Here is an 18,200-nt window from a genome sequence, read left to right on the forward strand (position 1 = left end):
TCACTCCTCGCCCGGGTCGCCGTCGGCCAGGATCTGGTAGAGCTTGCGCCGGGTCTCAACCAGAGTCTTACGCGCTTCGCGGATCTGTGCGTCGGTTCCGGTCTGCAGAACCTGCATCAGCGCGAACGCCGACTGGCGGGTGAGGTCCCACATGTCCGCGGTGTTCTCGTCGATGTCGGGGCGCATCTCGTCCCACGGCGCCCGCACCTCGTCGGGATGCGCGTCGATGTAGGCGCGGCCCTCGTCCGTGAGGCGGAAGGTCTTGCGGCCCTCGTGCTCCTGGGCGACGACCAGGCCCTCGTCGGTGAGCTGCTGCAACGCCGGGTAGACGGCGCCCGGGCTGGGCTTCCAGCCGCCCTCGCTGCGTTCGGCGATCTCCTGGATGATCTGGTAGCCGTTGCGCGGCTCCTCGGCGAGCAGCGCCAGGATCGCGGCGCGCACGTCGCCCCGCTTGGCCTTGCGGCCACGGCCGCCCCAGCCGCCCCGGTGCCCCCACGGCCCGCCGGGGCCCCACGGCCCGCGGCCGAACTCGGGCGGGAACGGGCGCCTGCCGCGATGTCTCTCCTCGCGCGGCCCCTGGTGGTGATGATGGTGGCGGTGCCCCGCCTGCTCCCACGCGCCGGCCACCGCCCTGATGGCTTCGCGCGCGGCGCGCTTGAACTCGTGGGCTTCGGGCCAAGGCCCGCCCGCTGCCTGTGCAGAAGTCATGATTTTTCCTCTTTTCTGACTGTTCTCGATGCTTCAAAGATATATCGCCAACATGTCGTTCGCAACGCCTTGGACAAAGTGAGACACATCACGAAAAAGTTGCAGAATTGGGGAACAGGATCCGGGACAGGCTCGTTGTTTAGATCAGACGAGGTCGTTTCGCGTCGGCAGGGCTGGGGGGTGCTGTCGCCGCGGAGACGACCTCGTCTGCGTTTCCGGGACGTTTTCCGGACGTTTTCCGGACATGGCCAGACGCTTTCCGTGCGGCTCTGGACGGCTCTGAACGGTTCCAAAGATCCTGGAGATGCGCGTCGCCGACCGGGCCCAGGCGATCGTCAAGGCGCGGGAAGCGGGGCTCGGCGCGTGGCCGAGGGCTTTGCCGTACAGTCCGGATCATGATGGGGCACACGCACGCGATGACGGGAGCCATCGCCTGGCTGGGGCTCGCGCCGGGGCTGGCGGCGCTGCCGATCGTGATGGAGTCGAGCCGGTTCATCGAGACCGGCATCATGGCGGAGGCGTTAACCCCCTCCGAGTTCATCGCCGGGGCGATCATCTGCGCGGGCGCGGCGATGCTGCCCGACCTCGACCATCCCAGCGCGACGATCGCGCAGACGTTCGGCCCCGTCACCTGGCTGCTGAGCAAGGCGGTCAACTGGCTGAGCGGCGGGCACCGGGGCGCCACCCACTCGCTGGTCTTCGCGGTCGCGACGGGGTTCGGCGCCCACTGGCTGGCGAGCACCTATCCTCTCGGCCGCGACATCATGGTCGTGCTGCTCATCGGGCTGGCGCTGCGCGCGATCGGCGTCGGCATCCCCGGCAACAAGATGGGGTCGGCACTGGTCAACATCGGGCTCACGGCCGGGCTCTACGCGGTGTTCTTCTCGCAGGGGGTGGGCTACGCCTGGCTGGGCCTGGCGGTGGGGATCGGCTGCCTGATCCACGTCGTGGGCGACTGCCTGACCGAACGTGGCTGCCCGGTGCTCTGGCCGCTGTCGGCGAGGTTCGTGCTGCCGTGGAAGATCGGCATCAAGACGGGCAAGAAGTTCGAGCAGAAGATCCTGGCTCCGCTGTTGTCCGTCGCCATCGTCGGCCTGCTGTTCGTCCGTCTCGGACCGGTTTAAGTTGATGTCGAGATACTTTTCGGGATATCTTGATATCGAGACATCCGCCGCGGCCTGTGGGATTAGGCTCACCTAACGTGCTGAACGATTCCGCCGTGCGGCAGGATTCAAGTGAGCAACCGTCTATGGAGGAGGGCGAATCACCGTGTCCGCGAACAGCTTCGGCAGCCGTGACACGCTGCGCGTCGGCGACGCGTCATATGAGATTTTCCGGCTGAACGCCGTCGAGGGCGCTGCCCGCCTCCCGTACAGCCTGAAGATCCTGCTGGAAAACCTCCTCCGCACCGAGGACGGCGCCAACATCACCGCCGACCACATCCGCGCCGTGGGCGGCTGGGACCCCGAGGCCGCGCCGAGCGTGGAGATCCAGTTCACCCCGGCCCGCGTCATCATGCAGGACTTCACCGGCGTCCCCTGCGTCGTCGACCTGGCCACCATGCGCGAGGCCGTCCGCGACCTGGGCGGCGACCCGGCCCGCATCAACCCGCTGGCCCCCGCCGAGATGGTCATCGACCACTCGGTCATCGTCGACTACTTCGGTCACCCCGACGCCTTCCAGCGCAACGTCGAGCGCGAGTACGAACGCAACCGCGAGCGCTACCAGTTCCTGCGCTGGGGCCAGACGGCCTTCGACGAGTTCAAGGTCGTGCCGCCCGGCACCGGCATCGTCCACCAGGTCAACATCGAGCACCTGGCCCGCGTGGTGATGACCCGCGACGGCAAGGCCTATCCCGACACCTGCGTCGGCACCGACTCCCACACCACGATGGAGAACGGCATCGGCGTCCTCGGCTGGGGCGTCGGCGGCATCGAGGCCGAGGCCGCGATGCTCGGCCAGCCGATCTCCATGCTGATCCCGCGCGTGGTCGGCTTCAAGCTCAACGGCAAGCTGCCCGCCGGGGCCACCGCCACCGACCTGGTGCTGACGATCACCGAGATCCTGCGCAAGCACGGCGTGGTCGGCAAGTTCGTCGAGTTCTACGGCGAGGGCGTCTCCTCCGTGCCGCTGGCCGACCGGGCCACGATCGGCAACATGAGCCCCGAGTTCGGCTCCACCTGCGCCATCTTCCCGATCGACGGCCAGACCATCGACTACCTGCGCCTGACCGGCCGCTCCGAGGAGCAGATCGCGCTCGTCGAGGCCTACGCCAAGGCCCAGGGCCTCTGGCTCGACCCGTCGGCGCCCGAGCCGGTGTTCTCCGAATACATCGAGCTCGACCTCGGCACCGTCGTCCCCTCGATCGCCGGTCCCAAGCGCCCGCAGGACCGCATCGCGCTCTCCGACGCCAAGCCGGCCTGGCGCGCGGCCGTCAAGGACTACGCCCCGACCGTCCTCGGCCCGACCGACGAGGCGTCCGCCGAGTCCTTCCCGGCGTCCGACTCCCCGGCGATCAGCCACGGCGGCAACGGCGACCAGCCGCACCCCGCCCACCTCAACGGCGCGCGCCCGCACAAGAAGGTGCCGGTCACCCTGGCCGACGGCACCTCGTTCGAGATCGACCACGGCATCGTCTCCATCGCCGCGATCACCTCGTGCACCAACACCTCCAACCCGTACGTCATGCTCGGCGCCGCCCTGCTGGCCCGCAACGCCGTGGAGAAGGGCCTGACCCGCAAGCCGTGGGTCAAGACCTCGCTGGCGCCCGGCTCGCAGGTCGTCACCGGCTACTTCGAGCGCTCGGGGCTCCAGCCCTACCTCGACAAGATCGGCTTCAACCTCGTCGGCTACGGCTGCACCACCTGCATCGGCAACTCCGGGCCGCTGATCCCGGAGATCTCCGAGGCGATCCAGGCCCACGACCTCGCGGTCACCGCCGTGCTGTCCGGCAACCGCAACTTCGAGGGCCGCATCAACCCCGACGTCAAGATGAACTACCTGGCCTCCCCGCCGCTCGTGGTGGCCTACGCGCTGGCCGGCACCATGGACCTCGACCTCGACACCGAGCCGCTCGGCGTCGGCGCCGACGGTGAGCCGGTGTTCCTGCGCGACATCTGGCCGGCGCCCGAGGAGATCTCGGCCGTGGTCAACTCCTCGATCGGGCGCGACATGTTCGAGCGTGACTACGCCGACGTGTTCAAGGGCGACGACCACTGGCGGTCGCTGCCGATCCCGACCGGCGACACCTTCGAGTGGGACCCCGACTCGACCTACGTCCGCAAGGCCCCCTACTTCGAGGGCATGCCGTCGTCCCCCGAGCCGGTGTCCGACATCTCCGGCGCGCGGGTGCTGGTCAAGGTGGGCGACTCGGTCACCACCGACCACATCTCGCCGGCCGGCTCGATCAAGGTCGGCACTCCCGCCGCCCAGTACCTCCAGGAGCACGGGGTCGAGGTCCGCGACTTCAACTCCTACGGCTCGCGGCGCGGCAACCATGAGGTGATGATCCGGGGCACGTTCGCCAACATTCGCCTGCGCAACCAGATCGCGCCGGGCACCGAGGGCGGCTACACCCGCGACTTCACCCAGCCCGACGGCCCGGTGTCGTTCATCTACGACGCCTCGGTCAACTACGCCTCGGCGGGCACGCCGCTGGTCGTGCTGGCGGGCAAGGAGTACGGCTCGGGCTCGTCGCGTGACTGGGCGGCCAAGGGCACCGCGCTGCTCGGCGTCCGCGCCGTCATCGCCGAGTCCTACGAGCGCATCCACCGCTCCAACCTGATCGGCATGGGCGTGCTGCCGCTGCAGTACCCCGAGGGCGTCACGGCCGAGTCGCTCGGGCTGACCGGTGAGGAGACGTTCGACTTCACCGGAGTCGAGGAGCTCAACAAGGGCGGCATCCCGCGGACGGTGCACGTCAGGGCGGGCGACGTCGAGTTCGACGCGGTGGTGCGCATCGACACGCCCGGCGAGGCCGACTACTACCGGCACGGCGGCATCATGCAGTACGTCCTGCGCTCGCTGCTCGCCAAGTAGGCCGAACACTTCCCGCTCCCACCGCCCGGCCATCAGCCGGTCGGTAGGTGCGGGGGCCCGCCCGCCTCACCGGCGGTGCGGGAGGGCGCGATCCTCACGCGCCCATCTCGGGGGAACCACCCGAACCACCGGAAGCCGCCCGTCGCTGCACCCTTGCGCGAGGCGGCTTCCGGGCATCCGGTACAGGTCGCCCGGCCCCGCCTGGTTGCCCGGTCCCTCAGGTGTCCGGTGTGTCACGCCGGTCCGGTCTGTGAGGTGACCCCGTCCGTCAGGTGTCAGGGGCGTCAGGAGACTCGGGAGGGTGCCGCCTTCCAGGTGTCGCAGGCGGCGGGGGAGACCGCGGTGAAGCCGCGTTTGAGCCAGTAGGCCCGGTTGGCCCCCTTGCCATGGCTGCGGCGCTCGTCGTCGTCGCCGGTCGCCCGGGTCGTCTCCACCACGGCGGCCCAGTCGTCTCCGCTCCGCGACAGCGATCCCCAGACGCTGCCGATGAACACCCCCGACAGGCAGTCGGCCTGGAGCTCGTAGCGGCGGCCCAGCTCGGCGTGGTGCGCGTGGTCCGCGCGGATCCGGGCCTCGTAGTGGCGCCTGATCCCGGTCAGGCTCTGCACGTGGTGACCGTACTCGTGGGCGGCCACCTTGAGCGGGTAGAGGTCCGTACGGTCCTCGATCCAGTCGCCGGTGAGCAGGAAGACCAGGGTGCCGCGCTCGGTGCAGTAGAAGGCCGAGGCGCTGGAGGGCCACCGGACCCCGCACACCCGCTGCTCCGGCTCCTCGTAGAACCGCACGACGGGCTTCTCGAACGCCAGCCCGGCCCTGGCGAAGTGCGCGGACCATGATTTTTCCAGACACTTCGTGATCGCCTCGAGGTACTCGCGGGTCCTCGGCACGTTCCCCCACACGAGCGGCGGCTCGGCACACGACCGGGCCGCCAGCCTTCCGCTCCGAGCCAGCCGGGCGGGCGCGGCCGGTCCCGCCCGCCCGGCGAGAGCGTTAGGGCCCGGTCGGCCGGCGCGTGCGACCGTGCTGGGCCGGTCGGTAGGCGCGCCGGGCCGGCCAGGAGGCACGAGCGCGCCGGGCGGGGCGGTGAGTGCGACCACGTCGTCTTGGCCGGAGTGTGCGACGGAGCGGGGTGGCCCGATCGGCGCGAGGGGGGAGGCGTGGGGCGGCGTCGTGGCCGCAGGCCGGAGCGCCGTCCCGGCGGCGCCGGGCGGCAGGGCCACGAGGCAGGCGGCGCCCAGGGCGAGCACCCGCGCCGGGACCGCCATGCGGTGACGGAGCCCGCGACGGAAGGACCTGGCGGGGGTCGCGGCAGCCGGAACGGGCCTGGCCGGGGAGCGGAAGAGCACGGTCAAGGAGCTTAGAGCAGTAGGACGCGACGGACTCTGGCACGATGTGAACGACCGCCCGGCGAAATTCCGCTTCGCCGGGCGGCCACACCTCACATCATCCGGTTGAGCACGATGATCGCGTCTTTGATGACGTCATCCGGAGCCTGGCCGATGTAGAAGTCGAACCGCTCCGGGGAGATGGCTCGGAGCTGCTCCACCATCGCCCAGCTCGTCTTGGCCAAGCCCGTCCCGTCAGAGGGGATCCTGACGTGCGTGAGATAGCCGTGTTCTCGGGTCGTCAACGGAACCGCGAGAACGAGCCCCAGCCTCGAGCGATTGAGGTTGTCGTTGCTGAGGATCAGGGCGGGGCGGGGAAAGCCCTGCTCACGGCCGGCCGGTTCGCCGAAATCGGCGAACCAGATCTCACCTTGCGTTATTTTCATCGTTTTCCTCGGGGAACGTGATCAGCCCCTCCCACTCGGGTGCTATCCGGCGAGAACGGGATGGTGGGCCCATGGAGAGCTCGCGTTCGGCGGTGTAGGCGGCCCAGGACTCGGGATCCTCTCGTTGGGTCCGCTCGATCTGCTCGTTGAGCTCCTCCCAGAACCGCTTGCGTTCGTAGTCGTGGATGGCTTCGTTGAGCACCTCGGTCATGGTCCGGCCCTCCTGACGGGCGATGCGGGCGATGCGATCTCTTGTTGCGACGCTGACGCGTATCGTCGTTGCTTTCGGTTTCATGCTCATACTCCAGAGGCTACGTCTGCGTCTATGGAGACCCTATACCGTCATGGTCGCAGAGTGTTCATGAACGGCAACTTAGAGTAAAGATGATTGACTCTGTTTCATGAGTCATGAGCTGTTAGTGGTGATCGTTGGCGGTCTGGCGGTGTTCGTCGGAGCCGTCGTGCAGGGCAGTGTGGGGTTCGGGCTGGGGCTGGTCGCCGCACCGGTGCTGACCTTGCTCGATCCGGGGGTGATGCCCGGCGCGATCCAGGTGGTCAACATGACCCTGCCGGTGTTCACGCTGGCCGTGGAGTGGCGGCGGGTCGACTGGCGCGGAGTGGGCTTCGGGATGCTCGGCCGGCTGCCCGGCAGCGTCATCGGCGGGGTCATCGTGGTCTACATATCCGTCTACACCTTGGGCGTCCTCGTGGGGGTCATGGTGCTCATCGCCGTGGGGCTGACGGCGCGGGCGCTGAGCGTGCCGCGCAACGGGGCGACGGTCACCGCGGCCGGGTTCCTGTCCGGGATCACCGGCACCGCCACGGGCATCGGCGGTCCGCCCATCGCGTTGATCTACCAGAGCGCCAAGGGGCCGGAGATCAGGGCGACCCTGGCGATGTTCTTCTTCCTCAGCGCCCTGCAGTCGCTGATCATCCTGGCCATCGTCGATCACCTTCCGGTGCGGGCGCTGACGACGGGCGCGACCCTCATCGTGCCGATGATCCTCGGCTTTCTGGTCTCCGGGCCGCTGCGCAGGTATCTCGACGGGGGCAAGGTGCGGGCCGCCATCCTGCTGGTGGCCGCGATCTCGGCGGTGGTCCTCATCGTGCAGAGCCTCGCCGCGTGACCGGCGCGGGGCCGGCGCGAGGGCCGGTGCGGGCCCGCGCCGTGAGTCCGTGGCGTTGATCCCGCGTTTCTGGATTGTTACCAGGAACAACAAACTCCCCCTTGTTGAGGTCTTCCAAAGCAGGCCATACCGGAATACGTTGCCGCAAACAACATTCATCCGGGTGCCTCCGGAAGAAAGGACCCTGCACCATGCGCATGGGGATCCTCAGCCTGACCGCCGCAGCCGCCGCGCTCGCCCTCGGTCTCACCGCCTGCGGGGGCGACAGCGGTCAGACCGGCGCCACGTCGACGGCGGAGAGCTCGCAGAAGACCGGGAAGATCGGCGTCATCCTGCCCGACAGCAAGTCCTCGGCCCGCTGGGAGACGGCGGACCGTAAATACCTGGAAGAGGCGTTCAAGGCCGCAGGGGTGGCCTACGACATCCAGAACGCGCAGAACGACAAGACCGCGTTCCAGACCATCGCCGACCAGATGATGACCAACGGCGCCACCGTGCTGATGATCGTCAACCTGGACAGCGGCACCGGCAAGACCGTGATCGACAAGGCCAAGTCGCAGGGCGTGGCGACCATCGACTACGACCGGCTGACCCTGGGCGGCGGAGCGGCCTTCTACGTCAGCTTCGACAACACCAAGGTCGGCACCCTGCAGGGTGAGGGCCTGAGCAAGTGCCTGGCCGACAAGAAGGCCGACAAGCCGATCGTCGCCTACCTCAACGGTTCGCCCACCGACAACAACGCCACCCTGTTCAAGGCCGGTTACGACGGCGTCCTCAAGCCGAAGTTCGACTCCGGCGAGTACGTCAAGGGCCCCGACCAGGCCGTCCCCGAGTGGGACAACACCCAGGCGGGCACGATCTTCGAGCAGATGCTCACCAGCGAGCCCAAGATCGCCGGTGTGCTGGCCGCCAACGACGGGCTCGGCAACGCCGCCATCACCGTGCTGAAGAAGAACAACCTCAACGGCAAGGTGCCGGTCACCGGCCAGGACGCCACCGTCCAGGGCCTGCAGAACATTCTCGCGGGTGACCAGTGCATGACCGTCTACAAGGCCGTCAAGAAGGAGGCCGACGCGGCGGCCAAGCTCGCGGTCGCGCTGGCCAAGGGCGAGAAGCCGACGGCGAGCGGCAGCGTCAAGGACCCGGAGAGCGGCCAGGACGTTCCCGCCGAGCTGCTCGACCCGCAGTCCATCACGTTCGAGAACGTCAAGGACGTGGTGGCCGACGGTTACGTCACCAAGGAGGAACTGTGCACCGGTGACTTCGCCGCCAAGTGCACCGAAGCTGGAATCCAGTAACAGAGCGGAACGGGGTACGGCCCTCGCCACGAGCGGGGCCGTGCCCTTCCCCTAGGGAGACCCATGACCCCCCTGCTCGAAGTGCGCGGGATCGACAAGAGCTTCGGCCCGGTGCAGGTCCTGCACGACGTCGCCTTCTCCGCCTACGCCGGCGAGGTGACCGCGCTGGTCGGCGACAACGGCGCCGGTAAGTCGACCCTGGTCAAGTGCGTCGGCGGCATTTACCCCATCGACGCCGGTGAGATCGTCTTCGAGGGCAGGCCCGTGCAGGTGCACGGGCCGCGCGACGCCGGCGACCTCGGCATCGAGATCGTCTATCAGGACCTGGCGCTCTGCGACAACCTGGACATCGTCCAGAACATGTTCCTCGGCAGGGAGCGCAAGAGCGGTCTGGTGCTCGACGAGGCCACGATGGAGGAGCTCGCCGGCCAGACGCTCGACGGCCTGTCCGTGCGGACCGTGAAGTCGATCAGGCAGCAGGTCTCCAGCCTGTCGGGCGGGCAGCGGCAGACCGTCGCGATCGCCAAGGCCGTGCTGTGGAACAGCAGGGTCGTCATCCTCGACGAGCCGACCGCCGCGCTCGGCGTCGCGCAGACCGCGCAGGTGCTGGAGCTGGTGCGCCGGCTCGCCGACAAGGGCCTGGCCGTCGTGCTCATCTCGCACAACATGAACGACGTGTTCGCCGTCTCCGACCGGATCGCGGCTCTATACCTGGGCAGGATGGCCGCCCAGGTGAGGACGGCCGACGTGACCCACGCCCAGATCGTCGAACTGATCACCTCCGGCCGGAGCGGAGACCTCGGCCTCAAGAACGGGATCACCCCATGAGCAAGGTCAAGGAACTTCCGGGCGAGGCCCTCGTCACGGCGGCCAGCTCGCCGTCCATCGCCAACAGCTCGCGCGCCTACGTGGAGCGGATCCGAGGTGGCGACATGGGCGCGCTCCCCGCGGTCTTCGGGCTGGTCGTCCTCTGCACGGCCTTCGCCCTGGCCCGGCCCTCCTTCCTCACCGCGATCAACTTCGCCAACCTGTTCACCCAGGGCGCGGCGATCACGGTGATCGCGATGGGCCTGGTGTTCGTCCTGCTGCTCGGCGAGATCGACCTGTCGGCCGGGTTCACCAGCGGCGTCTGCGCCGCGGTCCTCGCGGTCACGCTGACCGACATGGGCATGCCGTGGTACGTGGCCGTGCTCGCGGCGATCGTCAGCGGCGTGGTCATCGGCACCATGCTCGGCACTTTGGTCGCCAAGGTGGGCATCCCGTCGTTCGTGGTGACGCTCGCCGCGTTCCTCGCCTTCCAGGGGCTCGCCCTGGTGCTGGTGAACGAGGGCACGAACATCTCGATCAACGACCCGGTGATCAAGGCGATCGCGCAGCGGAACCTGCCGCCGGCGCTCGGCTGGGCGCTGTACGCCGCCTGCGTCGCGGCCTACGCGCTCGTCCAGATCGTGCGGTCCCGCAAGCGGGCCCGGCGGGGCCTGGTGTCCGAGCCGATCTCGCTGATCGCCGCCCGGGTGGGCGCCCTGGCCGTCATCGGCGGCGCCGCGGTGTACGTGCTCAACCTCGAGCGCAGCTTCAACCCGGAGTTCGCCTCGCTCACCGGCGTGCCGATCGTGGTCCCGGTCATCCTCACGCTGCTGGTGGTGTGGACGTTCGTGCTGCGCCGCACCGCGTTCGGCCGGCACCTGTACGCGGTCGGCGGGAACGCGGAGGCGGCCCGCAGGGCGGGCATCGCGGTGGACCGGATCCGGATCAGCGCGTTCGTGATCTGTTCCTCGATGGCGGCGGTCGGCGGCATCATCGCGGCGTCCAGGGCCAGCTCGGTCGACCCGAACACCGGCGGCAGCTCCGTGCTGCTCTACGCCGTCGGCGCGGCCGTCATCGGCGGGACCAGCCTGTTCGGGGGCAAGGGCAGGGCCCTCGACGCGATCCTCGGCGGCGCGGTCATCGCCGTGATCGAGAACGGCATGGGCCTGATGCAGTACGGCGCGAGCGTGAAATACCTGGTCACCGGATTCGTCCTGCTGCTCGCCGCAGGTGTGGACGCCCTGGCGCGTAAGCGGGCGGCTGCCGCTGGTCTAAGGTGATCAGCGACTTCCACCCTCATAAGGATTCCCAGACGATGCGTGCCGGCCCCTCGCAGGAGGACATCAGGCGCCACAACCTCGGCGCGCTGCTGCGCCATGTCCACCTCGGCGGCCCGACGTCGCGGGCCGAGCTCACCTCCAAGATGGGCCTCAACCGCAGCACGATCATGGCTCTCACCTCCGATCTCACCGCCGCCGGGCTGGTGCGCGAGGAGCTGCCGCGCGAGACCGGCCGGGCCGGGCGTCCCTCGCTGGTGGTGCGCCCGGAGTCGTCGCGGGTCTACGTGTTCGCCTTCGACGTGGGGCCCGACCGGCTCGCGGTGGCCCGGGTCGGGCTCGGCGGGACGATCCTCGACCGCAGAGAGGCCGTACGCCGGCGCGGCCCGTTCGAGCTGGAGGAGCTGGCCGGGATGCTGGCCGGGTTCGCCAGGCAGATGCGGCGCAAGACCCGGGCCGACACGGTGTGCGTGGGCGCCGCCGCGGCCGTCTCGGGCGGGGTGCGCAAGGGCGACGGCGTGATCAGGTTCGGCCCCAACCTGCAGGCCGAGGAGATCCCGTTCGGCGAGGAGCTGGGCCGCCGGCTGGGCCTGGGGCTGCCGGTCAGCGTGGGCAACGACGCCAACCTGGCGGCGCTGGCCGAGCACAGCCGGGGCGTCGGAGTCGCCGTACGTGACCTGATCTACCTGCACGGCGACGTCGGCATCGGCGGCGGCATCATCGCGGGCGGCCACCTGCTGGGCGGCCACGAGGGCTACGGCGGCGAGGTCGGCCACATGGTCGTCAACCCCGGCGGCCGGGCCTGCGGCTGTGGCTCGCACGGCTGCCTGGAGGCCGAGGTGGGCGAGCGGGCGCTGCTGGAGGAGGCGGGCGGGCTCGGCGGCGGCCGGCACGGCCGCGACGCGGTGCGGGCCGTGGTGGACGCCGCCGACAGGGGCGACATCGTCGCCCAGGAGGCGCTGAAAAGGGTCGGCGACTGGCTCGGGCTGGGCGTCGCCAACCTGGTCAACATCTTCAATCCCGAGATGGTCATCTTCGGCGGCATGCTCAGGGAGGTCTACCTGGGTTCGGCGGCCCAGGTGCGCAGCCGGATGGCGGTCAACGCCATGGCTCCCCAGCGGGAGCGGCTCCGGCTGCGCACCTCCGCGCTGGCCGACGACGCGACGCTCGTGGGCGCGGCCGAGCTGGCCTTCGCCCACGTGCTCGCGGATCCTCTCGAGGTGCTGGCCCGGGTGACCGGCTGAGCGTCAGGCGACGCGCGCGTTGGAGGCGGTCCAGGTGTTGCAGTAGCGGGCCGAGCCGCCGCTGTAGCCGCGGTTCTGCCAGTAGGCGAGGTTGCGCGGCTTGCCGTGGACCTTGCTCTCGCTGGCCCTGGACACCGCGTCGGTCCACTGGTCCCAGGTGATGCCGGGGTTGATCGAGTCGAGCGTGGTGCCGTAGAAGACGCCGGCGAAGCACTCGGCCTGCATCTCGAGGCGGTGGCTGAGGATGGAGCGGGCCTGGCCGCGGGCGCGCCAGTAGAGCCTGTTCTGCGCGTCCAGGATGCCGGTGAGCTCCTGCACGTGGTGGCCCCACTCATGGGCGACGGAGTGCGCGATGTTCATCCGGAACGGGTCACGCAGGTCGCGCTTCATGATGCGGATCACGACCGTCCGCTGTACGGGGCAGTACTGGGCGCCGTTGTTGGTGATCTTGCCGCAGACCGAGTTGCTGCCGGTCGTGATGGCGATCTTGGGGGAGCTGTACCGCATTCCCGCGGCCTTGAACCGGGCGGCCCAGAAGCGGTCGGCGCACCGGGCCATCGCCCGGTGGAAGGTCTTGAGGGAGGCGGTGCTGCCCCGGGTGATGTCCGGGACCGCGCATGACTGGGGTGAGGGCGTGCCGGAACGATAGATCTTGTTCTTGGTCAGTACGGCGGGCGGTGCGGCGCTCTTGGCCACGGCGGAGGGTTTGGCGGTCTCCGCGCTGGCCGTACCGGACAAGGCCAGGCCCACGATCATGCAGACGGACGCTGCGACAAGGGGAATACGCACGATCGCGGATACTAGACCAGTTCGTGGTGATTTGTTGGTCAGTCCTTTGCTTTCACATGGAATGCACAGTGTGGCCGCGCCCGGGTGGCACATCCGGGTATGCGCCGTGTGTGACGCGGCCACACCGGATCATGACTAGGCGACGTAGCGCGCGGAGACGCTCCAGGTGTTGCAGGAGCCGGGAGAGCCGGAGTTGTAGCCGCGGTTCATCCAGAAGGCCTGCGTCGGGCCCTTGCCGTGGTCGTTCTGCGCCCAGGCCTTGCCGCCGTTCTCGCGGAACCAGTCGACCGTGCGGTCCCACTCGACCGGGTCGATCGGGAGCGTGTTCGTGATCGTGTTCATGAAGACCGCGGAGAAGCACTCGGCCTGGAGCTCGGAACGGCGTGAGAGCTGCAGCTGGCCCGACCGGCCGGTGCTGTTCCTGGCGGTCCAGTAGTAGTTCCAGATGCCGGACATCTGCTGGACGTGGTGACCGTACTCGTGGGCCATCAGGCGGGTGATGCCCAGCGGGTACGGGTTACGCAGCTGCGTCTTGGTGATGAGCATGTACATCGTGCGGTCGGCGGAGCAGTAGACGCCGTCGGCGCCCGCGCTCCAGGGACCGCAGGGCGTGCGCACCTTCTTGGTGATGATGCGCAGCCGCGGCTTGCTGAACGACAGGCCCGCCTTGCGGAACTGGGTGGCCCAGGACCGGTTCAGGCAACTGGTCACCCGAGTCAGGAAGCGCTTGTAGGCGGCGGTGCTGCCGCGCGGCAGCGAGCCGGGAGCGCAGTTGGACCCGGCCAGCCGGCCGGTTTTGTACAAGGGGTTGGCGGTCGCCGCCGCCTTGCCCCGGGGCGGGGCGGTGACCTGCTGTTGAGCCTGACTGACGGTCGTCGTAACGCCCTTTGTAGCGGCTGACGCCGTGCCCGTGCCCGCCAGCCCGATCACCGCGCCGGCAGCCACGAGAGTCGTCAGAGTCTTCATGGGGAGAGTGTTCATAATGAGTGAAAGACTAGGTCAAGATCGTGCAAATGTGGGCGTATTTGACTCGATGGAGTCAGCGTGACGACCACGAACTAGACTCGATCCGTTGGCGTACAGGAGCAGAGGGGATCGCATCCGTGAGCGGGTTGCTGGGCTCGGTTGAGGGACCGCACGACGTAAAACGGCTCGATGTCGAGGAGCTGCCGAGGCTGGCGGGGGAGATCCGTGACCTGCTCGTCGACGTGTGCGCCCGCCTGGGCGGGCATCTGGGGCCCAACCTGGGCGTCGTGGAGCTGACGATCGCGATCCACCGGGTCTTCGACTCGCCCCGCGACCCCGTCGTCTGGGACACCGGCCACCAGGCCTACGTGCACAAGCTGCTCACCGGCCGGGCCCCCGGCTTCGAGGCGCTCAAGCAGGAGGGCGGCCTGTCCGGCTACCCGAGCCAGGCCGAGTCCGAGCACGACCTCGTCGAAAACTCCCACGCCTCCACTGCGCTGTCCTACGCCGACGGCCTGGCCAAGGCGTTCAAGCTGCGCGGCGAGCGCGACCGCACGGTGGTCGCGGTGATCGGCGACGGCGCGCTCACCGGCGGCATGGCCTGGGAGGCGCTCAACAACATCGCCGCCGCCAAGGACCTGCCGGTCGTCATCGTGGTCAACGACAACGGCCGCTCCTACTCGCCGACGATCGGCGGGCTCGCCTCCCACCTGTCCAACCTGCGGGTCACCCGCCGCTACGAGGACCTGCTCGAGTACGTCAAAGACAAGATCGGGAACGTTCCCCTCCTCTACGACGCGCTCCACGGCTTCAAGAAGGGCGTCAAGGACGTCCTGGCCCCGCAGGCCATGTTCGAGGACCTCGGCCTCAAATACGTCGGCCCGATCGACGGCCACGACGAGCAGGCCATGGAGGCGGCCCTGCGCAAGGCCCGCCACTTCCGCGGCCCGGTCATCGTCCACGCCCTCACCCAGAAGGGCCGCGGCTACACCCCGGCCGAGGAGCACGACGAAGACCAGTTCCACTCGCCCGGCGCGTTCGACCGGGCCACCGGCGCCGAGAAGCCCAAGGGCCGCATCTGGACCAACGTGTTCAGCGAGGAGCTCGTCAGGCTGGGCAAGGAGCGCGAGGACCTGGTCGCGATCACCGCGGCCATGCTCCACCCGACCGGCCTGGCCGCCTTCGCCGACGCCTACCCCGACCGCATCTACGACGTCGGCATCGCCGAGCAGCACGCCCTGACCAGCGCGGCCGGGCTGGCCCTCGGCGGCATGCACCCGGTCGTCGCCGTCTACGCGACCTTCCTCAACCGCGCCTTCGACCAGCTGCTCATGGACGTGGCCCTGCACCGGCTGCCGGTCACCGTGGTGCTCGACCGGGCGGGCGTCACCGGCGACGACGGCGCCAGCCACAACGGCATGTGGGATCTGTCGATCCTACAGGTCGTGCCCGGCCTGCGGATCGCGGTGCCGCGCGACGGCGAGCGCCTCGCCGAGCTGCTCGGCGAGGCCGTGACCGTCTCCGACGGGCCCACCGTGCTGCGCTTCCCCAAAGGCCCCGTCGCCGAGTCGATCGAGGCCGTCGGCAAACTGGGCGAGATGGACGTGCTGCGCGCCGCCGACCCCGACGTGCTGCTGGTCGGCGTCGGCCCGATGGCCCAGGTCTGCATGGACGCCGCGGTCCTGCTCGACGCCCAGGGCATCTCGGCCACCGTGGTCGACCCGCGCTGGGTCAAGCCGCTCGACGAGGCCCTCGTGCTCGCGGCGGGCGCCCACAAACTGGTCGCCGTCGTCGAGGACAACGGCCGCGTCGGCGGCGTCGGCGACGCGGTGGCCCGGCTGCTGCGCGACGCCGACGTCGACGTGCCCGTGCGCACCTACGGCATCCCGCAGCGTTTCCTCGACCACGCCAAGCGGGCCGCGATCCTCGGCCACATCGGGCTGACCGCCCAGGACCTCGCCCGCGAGATCACCGAGGCGGTCGCGAAGCGGAGCAATCCGATCGAGAGCTCGTCCGCCCGCGCCTGACCGGGCCCCGCCTGACCGGGTCCCCGCCTCGGCGGGGACCCGGTCACCGCGACGGTCACCGCGACGGTCACCGCGACGGTCACCGCGACGGTCACCGCGACGGTCACCGCGACGATCACCACCCGGCACGATCCCCTCTCGGCGGGAGCGTGCATGACCGCCTGCGGTCAGGGAAGGTCGGAGATCGTGAACATCCTTCGCACCAAGAATGTCGAGCAGTCGATCAGCGACACGGAGGCCCCCGAACATCGGCTGCGCAAGCGTCTGACCGCCGTCGACCTCACGGTCTTCGGCATCGGTGTGATCGTCGGCACCGGCATCTTCGTGCTGACCGGGCAGGTGGCCAAGGAGACGGCCGGACCCGCCGTGGCCCTGTCCTTCATCGTCGCGGCGGTCGTCTGCGGGCTCGCGGCGCTGTGCTATGCCGAGCTCGCCTCCACGATCCCGGTCGCCGGCTCCGCCTACACCTTCTCCTTCGCCACCCTCGGTGAGTTCCCCGCCTGGATCATCGGCTGGGACCTGATGCTGGAGATGGCCCTGGCCGCCGCGGTGGTCGCGGTCGGCTGGTCGGGATACTTCGCCTCGCTGCTGTCCTCGCTCGGCCTCGAGCTGCCCGCGACGATCGCGGGCGAGGGCGCCGTGGTGAACCTGCCCGCGATGGCCGTGGTGCTGATCCTGACCGCGATCCTGGTGGCCGGCATCAAGCTGTCCTCCCGGGTCAACCTGGTCATCGTGACCATCAAGGTGGCGGTGATCCTGCTGGTCATCGTGGCCGGGCTGTTCTTCGTCAAGGCGGTCAACTACACGCCGTTCATCCCCGCCCCGGTGCCCACCGAACAGGTCGCCGGGCTGAAGGCGCCGCTGATCCAGGTGCTGTTCGGCGTCACGCCCGTCGCCTTCGGCGTGATCGGCATCTTCTCCGCCGCGGCGATCGTCTTCTTCGCGTTCATCGGGTTCGACATCGTGGCCACCGCCGCCGAGGAGACCGTCGATCCGCAGCGCGACCTGCCGCGCGGGATCATCGGGTCACTGACGATCTGCACCATCCTGTACGTCGCGGTCTCGCTGGTCGTGGTGGGCATGCAGAACTACCGCGAGCTGAGCACCGCGGCTCCGCTCGCCGACGCCTTCACCGCGGTCGGCCAGACGTGGGCGGCCACGCTCATCAGCATCGGCGCGATCGCCGGCCTCACCACCGTGGTGATGATCCTCATGCTCGGCCAGAGCCGGGTGCTGTTCGCGATGTGCCGCGACGGGCTGCTGCCGCGCCCGCTGGCCAAGGTGCACCCGAGGTTCGGCACGCCGGCCCGGCTCACCGTGATCATCGGCGTGGTGTCGGCCCTGCTGTCCGGCTTCATCTCGCTCGGGGCGCTGGCCGAACTGGTCAACATCGGCACCCTGTTCGCGTTCGTGGTGGTGTCGGCCGGGGTGATCATCCTCCGCCGCACCCGGCCCGACCTGCCGCGCTCCTTCCGCACGCCGATGGTGCCGCTGCTGCCGATCCTGTCGGTGCTGGCCTGCCTCTACCTGATGATCAACCTGCCGGTCGAGACCTGGCTGAGGTTCGTGGTGTGGATGCTCATCGGGGCGGTCCTCTACTTCACCTACGGCCACCGCCACAGCCGGGTGGCGACACTGGACGCCGGCCGATAGCCGGGGGCGTGGGGGCGGGACGGTTCCCGCCCCCACACGCGGTCACATCGGGCGTGCCGGGTAAACCGCTCCAACAGCCGCCCGGGCCAGGCAGCTGTTGGGGTAGGAGCCGCTGAAGGACAGGTTCCTGCCGCGCCAGCTGCCCTTGACCGACACCTTGGTCGGGGCGTACTCCCGGGTGCAGATCGGGTTCGGCCGGCGCAACCGCGAGAGGTGGCCGCCGACGCTTCTCAGCGCGTCGCAGGCCGCGGCCGGGTCGGGATGGTTGCCACCGTCGGGGTCGCAGGTGAGCCGGTAGACCCGCGACCACCCGTTCTCCTCCGTGACCGTGATCGTCAGGATCGACCGGGCGTGATGGTCGGCCGTGGCCGGCACGGTGGCGAACGCCGAGGCGGCGCCCGCGCCCCCGAGCGCTGGAATGCTGATCGCTGCGGTGAGTAGCAGCTTGTTCACGATGTGCATGGCGCAGGACGTACCCGCCGGCTGCTCGACAGC

The 18,200-nt window shown here is 69.4% G+C and carries 16 protein-coding genes; 9 read left to right on the forward strand and 7 right to left on the reverse strand.

Features of this window, described 5'->3' with window-relative positions:
* A complete protein-coding gene (locus AB0C16_RS02355) occupies positions 1 to 708 on the reverse strand; it encodes a PadR family transcriptional regulator (protein ID WP_357678009.1) in 708 nt (235 codons plus the stop codon).
* 395 nt (positions 709 to 1,103) lie between these two features.
* Between AB0C16_RS02355 and AB0C16_RS02360 the strand changes: the two genes are divergently transcribed.
* Positions 1,104 to 1,832 carry a metal-dependent hydrolase gene (locus AB0C16_RS02360; RefSeq protein WP_357678011.1) on the forward strand — a complete coding sequence of 243 codons (729 nt, stop codon included), beginning with the start codon at positions 1,104 to 1,106 and terminating at the stop codon, positions 1,830 to 1,832.
* A gap of 145 nt (positions 1,833 to 1,977) precedes the next feature.
* A complete protein-coding gene (locus tag AB0C16_RS02365; RefSeq protein ID WP_357678013.1) occupies positions 1,978 to 4,746 on the forward strand; it encodes an aconitate hydratase in 2,769 nt (922 codons plus the stop codon).
* A gap of 284 nt (positions 4,747 to 5,030) precedes the next feature.
* Here AB0C16_RS02365 and AB0C16_RS02370 read toward each other — a convergent pair whose 3' ends face one another.
* From AB0C16_RS02370 to AB0C16_RS02380, 3 genes are all read right to left on the reverse strand, one after another.
* The gene (locus AB0C16_RS02370) at positions 5,031 to 6,011 is read right to left on the reverse strand and encodes a neutral zinc metallopeptidase (RefSeq protein WP_357678015.1); all 981 of its coding nucleotides are present in this window, start codon (positions 6,009 to 6,011) and stop codon (positions 5,031 to 5,033) included.
* A 173-nt stretch (positions 6,012 to 6,184) separates the two neighbouring features.
* Positions 6,185 to 6,517: a type II toxin-antitoxin system PemK/MazF family toxin gene (locus tag AB0C16_RS02375; RefSeq protein WP_357678017.1), complete on the reverse strand. Its 333-nt coding sequence runs from the start codon at positions 6,515 to 6,517 to the stop codon at positions 6,185 to 6,187.
* Positions 6,498 to 6,818: a hypothetical protein gene (locus AB0C16_RS02380; protein ID WP_357678019.1), complete on the reverse strand. Its 321-nt coding sequence runs from the start codon at positions 6,816 to 6,818 to the stop codon at positions 6,498 to 6,500. Before AB0C16_RS02380 ends, AB0C16_RS02375 begins: the two co-directional genes overlap by 20 nt.
* A 100-nt stretch (positions 6,819 to 6,918) precedes the next feature.
* Here AB0C16_RS02380 and AB0C16_RS02385 point away from each other — a divergent pair, with 100 nt between their 5' ends.
* The 5 genes from AB0C16_RS02385 (at position 6,919) to AB0C16_RS02405 (ending at position 12,270) form a co-directional block, all read left to right on the forward strand.
* Positions 6,919 to 7,644 (forward strand): sulfite exporter TauE/SafE family protein, encoded by a 726-nt coding sequence (locus AB0C16_RS02385; protein WP_357678021.1) that lies wholly within the window; start codon positions 6,919 to 6,921, stop codon positions 7,642 to 7,644.
* Positions 7,645 to 7,835: 191 nt separating this feature from the next.
* Positions 7,836 to 8,942, forward strand: a complete 1,107-nt coding sequence (locus AB0C16_RS02390) for a substrate-binding domain-containing protein (protein WP_357678023.1) — start codon at positions 7,836 to 7,838, stop codon at positions 8,940 to 8,942.
* Positions 8,943 to 9,005: 63 nt separating this feature from the next.
* Entirely contained in the window at positions 9,006 to 9,770 is a 765-nt protein-coding gene (locus AB0C16_RS02395; protein WP_357678025.1) for an ATP-binding cassette domain-containing protein, read from the forward strand.
* Positions 9,767 to 11,029, forward strand: a complete 1,263-nt coding sequence (locus AB0C16_RS02400) for an ABC transporter permease (RefSeq protein ID WP_357678026.1) — start codon at positions 9,767 to 9,769, stop codon at positions 11,027 to 11,029. The genes AB0C16_RS02395 and AB0C16_RS02400 overlap by 4 nt, the downstream gene beginning before the upstream one ends.
* Before the next feature lie 35 nt (positions 11,030 to 11,064).
* Complete coding sequence (locus tag AB0C16_RS02405) at positions 11,065 to 12,270, forward strand: ROK family transcriptional regulator (protein WP_357678027.1); 1,206 nt, start codon at positions 11,065 to 11,067, stop codon at positions 12,268 to 12,270.
* A gap of 3 nt (positions 12,271 to 12,273) precedes the next feature.
* Here the strand turns inward: AB0C16_RS02405 and AB0C16_RS02410 are convergent, their stop codons facing one another.
* Positions 12,274 to 13,059, reverse strand: coding sequence for a neutral zinc metallopeptidase (locus tag AB0C16_RS02410; RefSeq protein WP_357678029.1), 786 nt, complete (start codon positions 13,057 to 13,059; stop codon positions 12,274 to 12,276).
* A 135-nt stretch (positions 13,060 to 13,194) separates the two neighbouring features.
* Positions 13,195 to 14,025 carry a neutral zinc metallopeptidase gene (locus tag AB0C16_RS02415; RefSeq protein ID WP_357678031.1) on the reverse strand — a complete coding sequence of 277 codons (831 nt, stop codon included), beginning with the start codon at positions 14,023 to 14,025 and terminating at the stop codon, positions 13,195 to 13,197.
* 146 nt (positions 14,026 to 14,171) lie between these two features.
* On the opposite strand from AB0C16_RS02415, the gene dxs reads away from it, so the two are divergent.
* Together dxs and AB0C16_RS02425 are read left to right on the forward strand one after the other, a co-directional pair.
* Positions 14,172 to 16,052 carry a 1-deoxy-D-xylulose-5-phosphate synthase gene (gene dxs, locus AB0C16_RS02420; RefSeq protein WP_357678224.1) on the forward strand — a complete coding sequence of 627 codons (1,881 nt, stop codon included), beginning with the start codon at positions 14,172 to 14,174 and terminating at the stop codon, positions 16,050 to 16,052.
* 186 nt (positions 16,053 to 16,238) lie between these two features.
* A complete protein-coding gene (locus AB0C16_RS02425) occupies positions 16,239 to 17,705 on the forward strand; it encodes an amino acid permease (protein WP_357678033.1) in 1,467 nt (488 codons plus the stop codon).
* A 42-nt stretch (positions 17,706 to 17,747) separates the two neighbouring features.
* On the opposite strand, the gene AB0C16_RS02430 is transcribed toward AB0C16_RS02425, so the two are convergent.
* Entirely contained in the window at positions 17,748 to 18,158 is a 411-nt protein-coding gene (locus AB0C16_RS02430) for an SSI family serine proteinase inhibitor (RefSeq protein WP_357678035.1), read from the reverse strand.
* Between the last annotated feature and the right edge of the window lie 42 nt (positions 18,159 to 18,200).

Source organism: Nonomuraea sp. NPDC048916 (assembly GCF_040649575.1).
Classification (GTDB): Bacteria; Actinomycetota; Actinomycetes; order Streptosporangiales; family Streptosporangiaceae; genus Nonomuraea.

Excerpts from the sequence above, each read along its gene's own strand:
- AB0C16_RS02355 (WP_357678009.1), bottom strand. The coding sequence starts at position 708 with ATGACTTCTGCACAGGCAGCGGGCGGGCCTTGGCCCGAAGCCCACGAG.
- AB0C16_RS02360 (WP_357678011.1), top strand. The coding sequence starts at position 1,104 with ATGATGGGGCACACGCACGCGATGACGGGAGCCATCGCCTGGCTGGGG.
- AB0C16_RS02370 (WP_357678015.1), bottom strand. The coding sequence starts at position 6,011 with ATGGCGGTCCCGGCGCGGGTGCTCGCCCTGGGCGCCGCCTGCCTCGTG.
- AB0C16_RS02375 (WP_357678017.1), bottom strand. The coding sequence starts at position 6,517 with ATGAAAATAACGCAAGGTGAGATCTGGTTCGCCGATTTCGGCGAACCG.
- AB0C16_RS02380 (WP_357678019.1), bottom strand. The coding sequence starts at position 6,818 with ATGAGCATGAAACCGAAAGCAACGACGATACGCGTCAGCGTCGCAACA.
- AB0C16_RS02385 (WP_357678021.1), top strand. The coding sequence starts at position 6,919 with ATGAGTCATGAGCTGTTAGTGGTGATCGTTGGCGGTCTGGCGGTGTTC.
- AB0C16_RS02390 (WP_357678023.1), top strand. The coding sequence starts at position 7,836 with ATGCGCATGGGGATCCTCAGCCTGACCGCCGCAGCCGCCGCGCTCGCC.
- AB0C16_RS02395 (WP_357678025.1), top strand. The coding sequence starts at position 9,006 with ATGACCCCCCTGCTCGAAGTGCGCGGGATCGACAAGAGCTTCGGCCCG.
- AB0C16_RS02400 (WP_357678026.1), top strand. The coding sequence starts at position 9,767 with ATGAGCAAGGTCAAGGAACTTCCGGGCGAGGCCCTCGTCACGGCGGCC.
- AB0C16_RS02405 (WP_357678027.1), top strand. The coding sequence starts at position 11,065 with ATGCGTGCCGGCCCCTCGCAGGAGGACATCAGGCGCCACAACCTCGGC.
- AB0C16_RS02415 (WP_357678031.1), bottom strand. The coding sequence starts at position 14,025 with ATGAAGACTCTGACGACTCTCGTGGCTGCCGGCGCGGTGATCGGGCTG.